Annotated in this window: 14 protein-coding genes and 1 pseudogene; 2 read left to right on the top strand and 13 right to left on the bottom strand. The window is 38.9% G+C overall.

From position 1 onward, the window contains the following. Positions 1 to 490 precede the first annotated feature (490 nt). From H6G86_RS12160 to H6G86_RS12115, 10 genes and pseudogenes are all read right to left on the bottom strand, one after another. A pseudogene (locus H6G86_RS12160) lies at positions 491 to 879 on the bottom strand (fasciclin domain-containing protein). 487 nt (positions 880 to 1,366) lie between these two features. Beyond that, positions 1,367 to 1,969, bottom strand: a complete 603-nt coding sequence (locus tag H6G86_RS12155; protein WP_190934530.1) for a hypothetical protein — start codon at positions 1,967 to 1,969, stop codon at positions 1,367 to 1,369. 45 nt (positions 1,970 to 2,014) lie between these two features. Continuing rightward, a complete protein-coding gene (locus H6G86_RS12150; protein ID WP_190934528.1) occupies positions 2,015 to 3,040 on the bottom strand; it encodes a glucokinase in 1,026 nt (341 codons plus the stop codon). A gap of 84 nt (positions 3,041 to 3,124) precedes the next feature. Then, positions 3,125 to 3,772, bottom strand: a complete 648-nt coding sequence (locus H6G86_RS12145; RefSeq protein WP_190934526.1) for a histidine phosphatase family protein — start codon at positions 3,770 to 3,772, stop codon at positions 3,125 to 3,127. Between the two features lie 156 nt (positions 3,773 to 3,928). Beyond that, on the bottom strand, positions 3,929 to 4,963 hold the full coding sequence (locus tag H6G86_RS12140; protein ID WP_190934525.1) for an endonuclease NucS domain-containing protein: 1,035 nt from the start codon (positions 4,961 to 4,963) through the stop codon (positions 3,929 to 3,931). A gap of 81 nt (positions 4,964 to 5,044) precedes the next feature. After that, complete coding sequence (locus H6G86_RS12135) at positions 5,045 to 5,638, bottom strand: Uma2 family endonuclease (protein ID WP_190934523.1); 594 nt, start codon at positions 5,636 to 5,638, stop codon at positions 5,045 to 5,047. A 34-nt stretch (positions 5,639 to 5,672) separates the two neighbouring features. After that, the gene (locus H6G86_RS12130; RefSeq protein ID WP_190934521.1) at positions 5,673 to 6,065 is read right to left on the bottom strand and encodes a type II toxin-antitoxin system VapC family toxin; all 393 of its coding nucleotides are present in this window, start codon (positions 6,063 to 6,065) and stop codon (positions 5,673 to 5,675) included. Continuing rightward, complete coding sequence (locus tag H6G86_RS12125) at positions 6,062 to 6,301, bottom strand: type II toxin-antitoxin system Phd/YefM family antitoxin (RefSeq protein ID WP_190934519.1); 240 nt, start codon at positions 6,299 to 6,301, stop codon at positions 6,062 to 6,064. Before H6G86_RS12125 ends, H6G86_RS12130 begins: the two co-directional genes overlap by 4 nt. Positions 6,302 to 6,402: 101 nt before the next feature. Next, positions 6,403 to 6,723, bottom strand: coding sequence for a hypothetical protein (locus tag H6G86_RS12120; protein ID WP_190934518.1), 321 nt, complete (start codon positions 6,721 to 6,723; stop codon positions 6,403 to 6,405). Between the two features lie 11 nt (positions 6,724 to 6,734). Next, positions 6,735 to 7,466 carry an ABC transporter ATP-binding protein gene (locus H6G86_RS12115; protein WP_190934516.1) on the bottom strand — a complete coding sequence of 244 codons (732 nt, stop codon included), beginning with the start codon at positions 7,464 to 7,466 and terminating at the stop codon, positions 6,735 to 6,737. A 224-nt stretch (positions 7,467 to 7,690) separates the two neighbouring features. Between H6G86_RS12115 and H6G86_RS12110 the strand changes: the two genes are divergently transcribed. Both H6G86_RS12110 and H6G86_RS12105 read left to right on the top strand, forming a co-directional pair. Next, entirely contained in the window at positions 7,691 to 8,551 is an 861-nt protein-coding gene (locus H6G86_RS12110) for a DUF4351 domain-containing protein (protein ID WP_190934550.1), read from the top strand. 93 nt (positions 8,552 to 8,644) lie between these two features. After that, positions 8,645 to 9,526 (top strand): RpnC/YadD family protein, encoded by an 882-nt coding sequence (locus H6G86_RS12105; protein ID WP_190934514.1) that lies wholly within the window; start codon positions 8,645 to 8,647, stop codon positions 9,524 to 9,526. 15 nt (positions 9,527 to 9,541) lie between these two features. On the opposite strand, the gene H6G86_RS12100 is transcribed toward H6G86_RS12105, so the two are convergent. From H6G86_RS12100 to H6G86_RS12090, 3 genes are read right to left on the bottom strand one after another with little or no spacing between them, the layout of a single operon-like run. Further along, entirely contained in the window at positions 9,542 to 10,312 is a 771-nt protein-coding gene (locus tag H6G86_RS12100; RefSeq protein WP_163927702.1) for an ABC transporter ATP-binding protein, read from the bottom strand. Further along, the gene (locus H6G86_RS12095; protein WP_190934512.1) at positions 10,312 to 11,835 is read right to left on the bottom strand and encodes a GMC family oxidoreductase; all 1,524 of its coding nucleotides are present in this window, start codon (positions 11,833 to 11,835) and stop codon (positions 10,312 to 10,314) included. Before H6G86_RS12095 ends, H6G86_RS12100 begins: the two co-directional genes overlap by 1 nt. A gap of 31 nt (positions 11,836 to 11,866) precedes the next feature. After that, the gene (locus H6G86_RS12090; protein ID WP_190934511.1) at positions 11,867 to 12,820 is read right to left on the bottom strand and encodes a branched-chain amino acid ABC transporter permease; all 954 of its coding nucleotides are present in this window, start codon (positions 12,818 to 12,820) and stop codon (positions 11,867 to 11,869) included. Positions 12,821 to 12,827 lie beyond the last annotated feature (7 nt).

Here is a 12,827-nt window from a genome sequence, read left to right as displayed (position 1 = left end):
AGAGCAAATGCTCTTTTAGCCTGTTCAATACCGATGAGTGATGCTTGGAGCGATCGCTTGACCATAGGACAAAAAGCTGCTCCTTAAATCATTAACTTTAAGTTTTATTAATATCTACAATTTTATCGCTTTTGTTATGATGTGAGCATTTTACTCCTCTAAAGTTATACAAAATCCCAGAGTATGATCTCACCTTTTTAAATTTTTGTGTCAAACTCAAACGTTATACACTTATCTTATACATTTCAACCTTTTGGCAATACCTAAATTCAAACGCTTATCTGTAATGCTTAAGTAGATTTTATAGAGCTACTTGCTAATCATTTGCTTGGTTTCAAACCATAGTTGCATTACATAGATATCATCCAAATATATATTTTGTATTTAGAAAGTGGCGTTGCTGAATTCAGATATGAAAATGATTTTGTGTGATTTCAAAACCCTTGTAGAGACGTTGCAATGCAACGTCTCTACACCAAGATTCATATATCTAATCAGCAACGCTTATATATTTATTTACCGAGGAATTAACAATGATGTGGATGACACTGTTATCATCAGCAGCATCGGATTTTGAGCTTGTGAATTATCATCTGCATTGAAAGGGTCAATTTTAAAACTTGAACTTTCAACCGACTTTATGGGCATCACCTTACCAGAAACCACGTGATACGTCAGGAGTTCCTGGATCTTATTAATATTTTCAAGCAATGTCTCTATAGTACCGGCTGGAAGCTTTGCGAATGCTTTATCTGTAGATGCAGAGGCGATAAATGAGTCAACCCCTTTGAGAGTATCTATGAGATTGGCAGCCTTGATTGCATCAACTAGGGTGCTAAAAGAACCAGAGGTTACGGCACGATCACTAATATCAGCCATTTATTTCACTTGGTTGTGTGTAATTTTGCTAACAATTTTTTATCATGACATTTTAGCGTTAGAAATCATGTTTGAGTAAGCGGTTGAGTGGCGTATAAGTTGTATAAAATGAGCTAAAAAAATTAAATAATTAAAATAGAGCAGATTTTAGGAGTTAGAAGTTTGGAGTTAATGGAAAAATATTGTTAGCGACAATCTAAAATTTTTTATCAGGTTTGTGGTATATCGCGGAATCTGTAAGAAAACGAGGTTTTAGTATCAGTTTTACCCCACCCTAACCCTCCCCTTATAAAGGGGAGGGAACGAGATTCTCTTGTTTTCCCCCAATGTATCGGGGGGATTAAGGGGGGTAAATTCTACTTGTTTACACCAAGCTTTTTAGGAAAGAGGAATAGAAGTGAGGTCAAAGTGTATTGCATACAAAGAAAAAGCGCTATATTAACCACACAATTGATTCCAAGGCCAACATGGTATAAGTTTAGTTATTTCACTTTTTCAAAACTAAATTGAAGGAATTTAAATACCCAGTAATAGTTTTAGCTAACGTCTTCTGCTGTTTTTTTGTAGTTATTGCCATTACTTGATATAATCTTCCTTCGGCAACATACATTCTACTTTTAGTGATTTTTCCTCCAGAATTGATGTACTCAATTTCTTTGCCAGGATGATTATTATAACTACGAATATTTCTTTGACTAATTAAATTGCTTTTCGTAGTCTTTAAAGCCATATCTCGTGCATTATTCAGTACAGCTTGTGGGTCAGTGATTTTACCATAACTATAAGGAAAATCATTGTAAACAACTATGTATGCTACTTCCTGTTTTGGCGGTTGTGCAGCAAATATTTCTAAGGTAATTTCCCCCATATAAGTTTTTTGGAATTCGGTATTTCTGTTGGGTCTTCCCGGCATCAAAATAGTAAAGCGACCATCGGGAGCGGTGTATACCTTCCATTGTGGCTGCACGGTTTTAGGGACGGTTGGTTTGACAACAACCGCCGGAGGTTTAGGTTGACGCGCTTCCACGAGAATAGAACCACCACAGATAAAGGTGGCGGCGATTAATGGCAACAGACTTTTAACTGTCATAAGTTTTACCTTTTGAGATGCTAATCTCACTGATGATGCTAGCTGTTATAACCTAGCAGCACATAAAGCAGCACCTATTAGCCCCACTTGTGGGTTGAGGATAACATACACGGGGATCTCTTCAAGGAGGGAGCGCATCCTGCCTTTTTGAGTGAAGTTTAATAAGAAACCGCTATTTTGAATTAAGGGGAGAATTTTAGGCGCAATCCCACCAGCGATGTATAAGCCACCATAAGGTAAGAGTTTCAGGGCGAGATTGCCGGCTTCTGCACCATAAGCTTCTATAAATAATTGCAAAGTTTGTTCGGAAAGGCGATCGCGTTTTTCTAGTGCGGCTGTACCAATAGCAGCACCAGGATCGACACTTTTCTCTTCTTGTCCGGCTTCTTGTTCCCAAGTTCTGACGATTTTGGCGATATCTGGTGATTCGGCGGCAAATTTGCGATCGCGCAAAAATTGATAAATCGCCACAATTCCCATTCCAGAAACTACCCGTTCCACAGAAATGCGTTGGATATCATGTTTATCCAGCAGGTATTTCAACAATTGAAACTCGATCTCGTTTCGAGGGGCAAAGTCAGCGTGTCCACCTTCTGAGGGAAAAACTTGATAGTGGTTTCCCTGCTTAATTAAAAATCCTTGCCCTAAGCCAGTACCAGCACCAATAATTCCAATCGGGGCTTCGGGTTGAGATTTGCCAACTTGCAATGTCAGCAAGTCTTGTTTTTGTAAACCTGAAATGCCATAGCCAACGGCGGCGAAGTCGTTAATCAAAGAAATATGTGGGATACCCAATTCTTCTTCTAACCGTTCGGTATCTAGGAACCAGGCTAAATTGGTAAGTTTGGCAGTATTTTTGACAATGGGCCCTGCGATCGCAAAACAAGCCTTTTCTGGTATTGGTGTATTAGCTTTGATCAAAAACTGCTGCACTATGGGTACTAAATCGGGAAAATCAGCACTGTGGTAACTTTCCTGATAAATAGTATGTAAACTGGGTGAATCTGATGTTTCAACCAATCGCAGAATAGTTTTCGTACCGCCGATATCTCCTGCTAGTAATAAAGTCATAAAAGTTATTGGTGAATTAATTACTTTATTTGTGGGATATACCCAACCTACCAGAAGCTATGAACACAAATATCTATCAGAAGTTTAAGCAAATCGAATCACTTCCTCTATGTGGGTTAAATGGGAAGTATCTCCCGTTAGTTCTAATAACCATTCTGGATCTTCGCGTACCACTTTTACCAATGAACATAAAGAAGCCTTGACTTCTGTTTTGGCAATTTCCCCCACTAGCCCCATTGCTCCCCCCAACACAGATGCACCGTGTGCCACTAACAGGATATCCTCTGGGAAGAACTCAGTAGCTAAACATCTGGCAGTTTGCCCAGAACGTTCTCGCACTTTTTCGTGAGTTTCAGGATATTTGGCGGCGATGCGCGAGGTATAGCTGGTGTCAATTCTGGGGAATAATTTTGCTAATGCTGGAGCTGAAAGTCTTTCGGGTTCTTCTGTCATCCAAGCTGGATTTAGCCATTCACTCAAACCTGTTTCCAATTTAATTGGCAAGTTGAGCAATTCTGCAACTGCATTTGCCGTTTGTACGGTTCGGAGGAAAGGAGAAGCGAAAATATGACCAATATTTTCTTTTTTCAATCGTCTAGCTAACTGCTGTGCCTGCACCATACCATCATCAGACAAAGGTGGATCGTAGCGTCGTTCGGCGGTGATAAACCAATCGGGGTTTACGAAATCGAGGCGGTTAGCGTGTCTTGCTATCCAGACTATTTGACTCATAGGTTTAATGATTCCGGTGAATAGAATTCGCCGCTAAACAAATATATAGATATCTGCAAGGAGGGCTGCAAATATTAATATAGGACAAAAATCGTAATAATATTTAATAATGCTAATGATTAGGAAAGATTATAAGTGCTGTCAATGTAGCTTTTCTTAAAGCCTTTTTAGCCAAGTGTCTAAAGCAATATCAACTAAAATCTCTAGAGAGTTAGTTCCACTCAGAATAAGTTTTTCATATTTTTCATAACAGATGCGTGGTCGCTCATTTAGTGATTCACCCTCTACACATCTTTTTATTGTTTCTATAAAAGACGGGTATTCATATAAATTACTCACTCTATTTTTATTACTGATAAAGGCTCTAGGGTAGTGAATTATTCTAGAAAAAGTAGTCAAATCTTTATCACTACAAATATGCATTCTGAGAGTGGTTTGTCTATAATGTGGGTCTGGTTCAGGTAATCTTAGAAATAGGTTAGGTCTACCTTGAAAACCATAAAAAGTGCTACCAAAGTAAAACTCAGCACAGAGCTTATTTTTTCCTTTACCATATTCAATAGAATTAGGTTTAACAATTTCTTGAATGCGTTTGTCAAAGCCAAGAATTTTTTTACGAATTCTGAGTACAGCCTCTCGCTCATTTTCACTAGAATTGTCACATTTAGATAGTCGGTTAATAATTGCTCTAGGAGGAGCAGGTATATCTTCATTAACATCTCTTTCTTGATAATTAATTTCTACTTTTGACAATTTGCCATTATCTAAGTCTTTTAGTTCTAAATAAAAGTTTTGATTTGCCACCAATATTTGAAATTGGAGAAATTGAATAGACAGATGACTGTACTTTCTATCTGTAAAATTATCTCGATGGAAATTAGGCTTAATTGCTATCAACCAAATGGGTTGTCCATAATCAACCTCTTCCTGGAAGGGTTTATTCTCAAGTAAAGCTTCATAATATCTAGTTAGTTGCTGAACAATATATCTGTCTTCACCGTTTTTCAATTCCAGCACTACTAACTGTTTGTTCTCATTCAATGCTAAAATATCGCAAATTTGACCATTAACATAATATTGTCGCTTTAGCGGAATTAATCCGAAAAGTTCCTTTAAATTCGCCCAGACAAAATCTTCTAAATCAGCCTCAGTAGCAAATTTCCAACTATTACCCGTTTTTATTAAATTCACGAAATCCATTATCTTGCTCTAACTTCAGTAAATTACTACCTTTAGTATTCCCAAAAGTTAGATATTAATCTATCCAGTTGTTTATAACTTCAACCATCCAAATAGTTGCGCTACAGTTAATTTAAAATCGTTCACTAAATCGGGAACTGGTAATATTTCTTGTTCTTCTTGTAAAAGTTCTGGTTGCTGCTTTGGTGGATAAACTAAAACTGAATGCTCATCTGGATCAATTAAGCAACCTAAACGACTACCATGTTTTAAACAATGTAGAATATTTCCAGTTACTTTAGTCTGACTTTGATCGGGCGAAAGAATCTCAATTGTCCAGTCTGGATATGTGTGAAAAACATTCGCCACATCCCCATATTCATCTATAGGAATCCGTTCCCAAGCAAACACAGCAACATCAGGAACAATCGAACGTCCGCCGTAGACGCTCGAAGAGCGGCTTCCCGCAGGGTAAGTACACCTCAATTCTGGGAAAGCAAGGGCAACTTTTCGACTTTCACTTACTTCATTTATACCTGTGACTAACGTACCCTGTAATTTGCTATGTTTTCCTTGAGGCATTGGCTTTTGAATAATTTGACCATTGATGTATTCTGAGCTAGGTTTTGTTTCTGGTAGTTTCAAAAAATCTTCTAAAGTTAGGGGTTTAGTGGGTGGTTTTACCATCTGCTTGTACTTCCTAATTTTTTACATACAACAATCATGTATCGTTTAAAATTTTAACTGGGTAAGCACGAATTGCATCATCGACAGTCACAATAGTAAGGTCATGCTGCAAAGCTTGACAAATTAGCATTCGGTCAAACGGATCGCGATGGATATTAGGAAGCTTGCTAAGTTGTACAACACTATCCTCTGTTAAAGGAAGACTAGTAATCAAATGCCGCTCACGCTGTATCGGCAGATAAATCTCAGGTGATTGAGGTAAAGGTAATTTGCCTAATTGATACTTAACGGTTGCTTCCCAAATAGAAATTATACTTAGATATACATCATTATCCGTATTACGAATAATCTCTATAAACGTATTTGATAAACGGCGATCGCTACTAATAAACCAGAGGAAAATATGGGTATCTAGTAGGAGTTTCATTTACCCTCAAACTCACTTATAATATTCTCTGGCAGTGGTTCATCAAAATCATCGGGTACAATAAACTCTCCTGCACAGAGTCCGAATGGTCTAGATAGATCAGGTGCTTTTACCGTCGGTTTAATTTCAGCAATTGGCTTTCCACCACGTATAACTACAAGAGTTTCCCCAGCTTCAACGCGTTGAAGGTAGCCTAATAAGTCACGTTTTATTTCATCGACACTAATCCAGTTCATAATAAATTTATTGGATTGTTACTCTACTATTATCATACCCTAAATAATATTTTTAACCCGCTTGTCACTAATCAATTCTATTACTGTAACTGTTAAATAATTTATTTGCGAAACTCATCCCAAAGTTCAAATAATCTATTGAATGCTACTACCTCAGATTCAGTTTGATCGATGATGAATAAATACCAATTTATAGCATTACCCATGTGATAATTTTTGCGTAACCACTCATCAAACTTATCTTCTAGCTCGCAATTGAGTTGCTCTACTTCAGGAATATTGTGTTCAATAACTGCTTGTTTATAACCTAGTAGCAAAGCCTGTAGCGCGGTTAAAGACTTCCTGCCAAGATAAAAGCCAGGGCGCGAACGGACTGTGTTAAGAAAATCTTGAAATGTTGAACCCTTAAATAATGCAAACATCAATATAATATTTACCCTAAATAAGCTTTTTTGACTCGCTCATCACTAATTAATTCTGATGCTACACCTGTTAAGGTGATAGAACCCGCTTCTAAAACATAACCGCGATCGGCAATTTGTAATGCCAAGTTAGCGTTTTGTTCAACTAACAAAATAGTCACGCCTGTAGCACGGAGATTTTCAATAATCGAGAAGATTTCCCGGACGATCGCAGGTGCTAAACCTAAGCTAGGCTCGTCTAAAAGTAAGAGTTGTGGTTTACTCATGACAGCCCGTGCGATCGCTAACATTTGTTGTTCACCACCACTGAGGGTTCCTGCTAGTTGATTGCGTCTTTGTGACAAACGTGGAAATAGCTCAAATTGACGCTGAATATCTGCTTTTATCTCAGCTTGATTGGAGCGAATATAAGCACCCAAAAGTAAATTATCAAATACTGTTTGTCGCGCTAATACTCTACGTCCTTCAGGACAATGAGCGATACCAAGTTGTACAACTTCGTGAGTTTGGCGGCGGGTAATATTATGTCCATTATATAAAATTACGCCACTCTTAGGATTAACTACTTTAGATATGGCGCGGAGTGTGGTAGTTTTACCAGCACCATTAGCACCAATGAGAGTAACTACCTCGCCCTTTTGAATAATCAAATTAATCTTTTTTAGAGCTTGGATACCACCATAATTTACATCAAGTTCTTGAACTTCTAAAATTGTATAATTTGGTTTACTATCGGCTTTCATCGGCGGTTTACAGAAATGTTGATTCAAAACCTAACATACATTAATCATACATTTATTAAAACAGTGCGATGCAGAAAAGCCCTGGCGACTAGAAGTCTTAGCTACACAGACAAAACTCACCTCCGTGGGTTAAAAATCCTTTTGTTTGACCCTAAAAACCAATGCCAGAATACTGCAATCTTTATGATGTACTATTAATTACTGATAAAGATATCAAGCGTCCTGTGGCAAAAGCAGTAGATATTGGTAGCAAACGACTAATTAATTTAGCTCCTGATGCATGGTTACAGTGGGTGACACAGCGTCCTGAAGTCGTGGCGAAAGAAATTCTCGGTTCTGAATTTCAGTGGATTAGCCGTGAAACAGATGTGTTGATGAAGGCATACAGTCCTACTCACGGAGATTTTTTAGTATTAAATGAACTACAACTACGTTACACAAGACAGATTCCTCTACGGATGAGAGCCTATGCAGCCCTAGCACAAGAACGCTACCGATTGCCAACTTATCCAGTACTGATCAATATTTTGCCGCCTCCATCCACCTTAACTATTGTCAATAGCTACGAACAGGAATTTTTGGGATTACGTGCTATCCAAGATTATCGCGTGATTAATTTGTGGGAAATCGATGCTGAAATAGTGTTTCAGCAACCACTACCATCGTTGTTACCCTTTGTGCCAATTCTGCGAGGAGGAGCAGAGGTATCAGTTATGCAACGCGCATTAAAGGCACTACGAGCAGATGCACAGTTGAACCAATTAGAATCATTGCTGGCATTTTTTGCTAGCTTTGTTTTAGAAACGCCTTTAGTGCAACAAATGATGAGGTGGGATATGTCTGTATTACGTGAGTCACCTTGGTATCACGAGATTGAACAAAGAGGTATTCAAGAGGGTGCGCGACGGCAGTTAATCCGAGTATTGGAACAACGCTTTGGCGAAATTCCCCATGAGGTAGAAGTAAGGCTTGAGGGCAAAAATGTAGAACAATTAGAAATTTTAATGGATAGCGCGTTAGCGGAGCTTACCGGAGGTATCGCAGTAAATTCTTTGGAAGATTTTATAAAAATTTTATCTGCTTAAATTTCACTAATGCGCTTTGATAAGCATTTTTTAAGTGTAATGCTAAATTTCAAGTTACCATAAATCTCATTTACTGAGTGCATCTATACCTTAATGACGAAGCCTGCTGATGTCAGTACCAAAAAATTAATCAGCCTCGCACCGAATAACTGGGTGAGATGGGTAACGCAGATTCCTGATATTGTTGCTGGGGAAATTCTAAATAGTGAATTTCAGTGGATTAGCCGAGAAAGTGATGTTTTAATCCGTGTTAGTAGTCCCCAATATGGAGACTTTTTGCTTCTCAACGAATTGCAATTACGCTATCAATCCAACATGCCACGTCGGATGCGTACTTATGCTGCACTTGCGGAAGAAAAATATAACTTACCAACATACCCCGTTCTCATCAATATTCTTAAAACTAGTAACAACGAAATACCCACAAACTTTACATCAAATATTGCAGGATTACGGGCAATACAAGATTATCGGGTAATTAACCTGTGGGAAATTGATGTTAATATTGCTTTTCAACAACCCTTACCATCTTTACTGCCATTTGTACCCATTCTCAAAGGTGGTGAAAATGAATCTATTATTAGAGAAGCATTGCAAATCCTCCGTGCTGATGAACAACTAAACCAACTGGAAACAGTTCTAGCTTTTTTTGCTACGTTTGTTTTAGAGAATACGCTCGTTCAAGAAATCATGAGGTGGGATATGTCTGTATTACGTGAGTCACCTTGGTATCAAGAAATTTTACGCGAAGGGGAAGCACGCGGGGAAGCACGTGGAGAAGAACGCGGGAAAGCAAGCGGGGAACTACGAGGAATACTTTCTGCGATTGAAATTAATTTAGAGTTGAAATTTAGCGATCGCGGTTTACAATTAATGCCACAGATTAACCAGATTCAGGATTTGGAGCGTTTGAAGACAATTTTACGAAATGTTGTGACTGCAAATACTATTGAGGAATTGCAACAGATTTTGTAATTCTCAAGTTAGTTATCATTCATTACCCAAATAAGCTTCGATTACAGCCGGATCGTTTCTAACTATAGATGGTTCACCCAAAGCAATCAACTGCCCAAAATCTAACACGGCAATGCGATCGCACAAACCCATAACCAAGGGTACATGATGTTCAATCAGGACAATTGTCAAATTAAACTGTTCTCGCAGACTGCGGATAAATTCACTCAGTTGCTGCTTTTCATTGGGGTTCATCCCCGCCGCAGGTTCGTCGAGGAGTAAGATTTGCGGTTCTAAGGCTAAAGCGCGGGCAATTTCTAAGCGACGCTGATCGCCGTAGGCGAAGTTTTTGGCTTTTTCGTCAGCGCGATCGCTCAATCCCACCATCTCTAATAATTGTAAAGCTTTTCGCCTGCTTTTTTTCTCTTCTCGACGCGCTGGTGGTAATCCCAAAACTCCTGTTAATAGATTACTTTTATTATCTAAATGTCGGGCAATTATTACATTTTCTAGCGCTGACAATTCACCAAATAAGCGAATATTTTGAAAAGTCCGAGCAATACCTAAACCTGCAATTTGATGGGGACGTAGTTGGGAAATATTAGCACCTTGATAACGCAACTCTCCACTAGAAAGGGGAATAAAAGCTGTAATCAAATTAAACAGCGTTGTTTTTCCAGCACCGTTAGGGCCAATCAATCCAAAAATCTCATGTTGATTAACTGTAAAAGATACATTATTTACCGCCACTAAACCCCCAAAACGGCGAGTTAGTGATTTGGCTTCTAAAACAATGTTATTTGTCATTATGCTGCGGCTTTAATCAAATCGGCTGCTTTTTCACCAATCATAATTGTGGGTGCATTTGTGTTTCCCGTAGTAATAGTTGGCATAATTGATGCATCAACTACACGCAAACCCACAACACCATGAACTCGTAGTTCGGGGTTTACTACTGAATCAGCGTCAATTCCCATTTTACAAGTGCCCACTGGGTGGTATACACTGTCACAGGTTTCCCGGATGTAAGCTAGGAGTGTTTCATCACTCTTATTATCAGCGCCGGGGGCTGCTTCCTCTCCTCGCAACTCATCAAATACACTTGAGTGGAATATCTGCCGAATAATTTTGACCCCTGCCAGCAGCTTTTGCAAATCAGATTCACTTTGGAGATAATTCATCCGAATTATAGCTGGATCTTTGGAAAAAGCAGAACTCAGACTGACACTACCACGACTTTCGGGATTAGTCACACAAACTGTAGCCGTGAATCCTGGCGCAGAACGTGCATAAGCAGGATGTGTCCATAAAACAGGGCCAGAGAAAAACTGTAAATCGGGCACAGCATCTAAACGACCTTCAGTATGCAGAAACAATCCAACTTCTGCAACATTGCTCGTTAAATCGGGTTGCAAATCCTGAGTTGCTTCGTGTGCTACGCCGACTAGAATATGATCTTGGAGGTTCTGACCAACACCAGATAAATTAACGACTACAGGAATATCGAAATTCTGTAGATGTTCTGCATTGCCAATCCCAGAGAGCATCAACAGCTTGGGCGAATCGATCGCACCAGCACTTAGAATCACTTCCTGTTCTACCCGAACTTGGTGTATTGTTCCCTGATAAATATATTCTACGCCTACAGTCTGCGTTCCCTCAAACAATAACCTAGTAACTAACGCGCCAGTTGTGACGGTTAAGTTGGGACGCTGCAAAATGGGTAGTAGAAACGCCGTCGCCGTGCTGTGGCGCTTACCATCTTTAATTGTCAACTGATAAAATCCGGCTCCGTGCTGTTGTGCGCCATTAAAATCAGGATTGCGCTCATAGCCAAGTCCAATAGCGGCTTCCAGAAATTTTTGTGACATAACGCTAGGAGCTAAAGGATCTGTCACACTCAGCAATCCATCAACTCCGTGAAATTTAGATGCTCCTCGTTGCTGATTTTCAGATTTCTGGAAATAGGGCAACACATCTTCATAACTCCAACCAACATTGCCTAATTTCTCCCAATGGTCATAATCAAGCCGACTGCCTCGAATATAGATCATGGCATTGATCGCACTAGTGCCACCTAAGACTTTTCCGCGCGGACAATAAATTTTCCGGTTATTGAGATACGGTTCTTCTTCTGTAAAATATGCCCAGTCCGCCTCTGTACCCCAAAGTTTTGTCCAGGCTAGAGGAATTTCGTGTTCTGGCAAGTTAGGCGGATTGCCTGCCTCTAGCAACAATACAGTCGTTTCGGCATCTTCTGTCAACCGATTTGCAACGACACAACCAGCCGAACCTGCACCAATTACAATATAATCATATTTATCCTTCATAATATTATCTGTCTTCTATTTATTAACTTGTCTATTTTGATGTTCTAAAAATTAGCTTTCTCAACTGCTTTTTACACTTTTTCAAAATATCTGGAGTTACAAATCCTTGAGGGAAAAACATAGTTCCTAAGACTATTAATATACCATAGATAATTAATCTACCATCTCTTAAAAACTGGGCTAACCAATTGGGTAATCCTGGTATATCGGCGATTCTTCGTAAAACAATTTCTAATAAAACTTTTAATACAATTGCACCAACTACCGAACCTAAAAAAGTTCTAGAACCACCGATTAGCACAATTGTTAAATAGGTAATGCTGGCATCAAAAGTACCTTGTCGAGCATTCCAGGTATTGAGAAAATGAGCGCTGATGACACCTACCATTCCGGCAAGAATTGCTCCGAGAGTGAAGGCTAAAACTTTATAGTAAGTGGGGTTAATTCCCATTGCACTGGCAGCTAATTCATCTTCGCGGATAGCAATGAATGCCCTACCTGTACGAATACGTTCTAAACGGTAAAATAATACCATACTAACTAACAGGAATGGTACAGCAATCCACAAATATTCAATTTGGCTTTGGAAAGGTTGAGGAATACCAAAAATTCCGACAGCACCGCCTGTAATATCTAAATTTAAGGATACAACTCGTAAAACTTCTACAAAAGCAATAGTTGCGATCGCTAAATAAATTCCCCGTAACCTTAATGCTGGAATTCCTACTATTACAGCTAATATACCGGAGATGAAACCAGCAATCAACATTTCTAATAAAAGTAATGGAATGGGAAATAAATTATTACTGGATGGAAAAACTTTTGTAGATAAAATTGCTGCAATATATCCACCTAAAGCATAAAATCCAGGACTAGCCAAAGATAATTGTCCAGCCATTAGTGGTAAATAAAGCGATAATCCTAATAAAGCCTCCAATACCATGTAGACTATTGGTGATTCATAAGTAGAGAAAAATTCAGCCATTGTAAAA

It is taken from the genome of Nostoc sp. FACHB-133 (assembly GCF_014698055.1).
GTDB lineage: Bacteria > Cyanobacteriota > Cyanobacteriia > Cyanobacteriales > Nostocaceae > Nostoc.
This window is presented reverse-complemented; position numbering and strand designations above follow the sequence as displayed.

Bases quoted from the DNA above. Each gene is read 5' to 3' on its own strand.
- H6G86_RS12155 (WP_190934530.1), bottom strand. From the start codon at position 1,969: ATGACAGTTAAAAGTCTGTTGCCATTAATCGCCGCCACCTTTATCTGT.
- H6G86_RS12150 (WP_190934528.1), bottom strand. From the start codon at position 3,040: ATGACTTTATTACTAGCAGGAGATATCGGCGGTACGAAAACTATTCTG.
- H6G86_RS12145 (WP_190934526.1), bottom strand. From the start codon at position 3,772: ATGAGTCAAATAGTCTGGATAGCAAGACACGCTAACCGCCTCGATTTC.
- H6G86_RS12135 (WP_190934523.1), bottom strand. From the start codon at position 5,638: ATGGTAAAACCACCCACTAAACCCCTAACTTTAGAAGATTTTTTGAAA.
- H6G86_RS12130 (WP_190934521.1), bottom strand. From the start codon at position 6,065: ATGAAACTCCTACTAGATACCCATATTTTCCTCTGGTTTATTAGTAGC.
- H6G86_RS12125 (WP_190934519.1), bottom strand. From the start codon at position 6,301: ATGAACTGGATTAGTGTCGATGAAATAAAACGTGACTTATTAGGCTAC.
- H6G86_RS12120 (WP_190934518.1), bottom strand. From the start codon at position 6,723: ATGTTTGCATTATTTAAGGGTTCAACATTTCAAGATTTTCTTAACACA.
- H6G86_RS12115 (WP_190934516.1), bottom strand. From the start codon at position 7,466: ATGAAAGCCGATAGTAAACCAAATTATACAATTTTAGAAGTTCAAGAA.
- H6G86_RS12105 (WP_190934514.1), top strand. From the start codon at position 8,645: ATGACGAAGCCTGCTGATGTCAGTACCAAAAAATTAATCAGCCTCGCA.
- H6G86_RS12100 (WP_163927702.1), bottom strand. From the start codon at position 10,312: ATGACAAATAACATTGTTTTAGAAGCCAAATCACTAACTCGCCGTTTT.
- H6G86_RS12095 (WP_190934512.1), bottom strand. From the start codon at position 11,835: ATGAAGGATAAATATGATTATATTGTAATTGGTGCAGGTTCGGCTGGT.
- H6G86_RS12090 (WP_190934511.1), bottom strand. From the start codon at position 12,820: ATGGCTGAATTTTTCTCTACTTATGAATCACCAATAGTCTACATGGTA.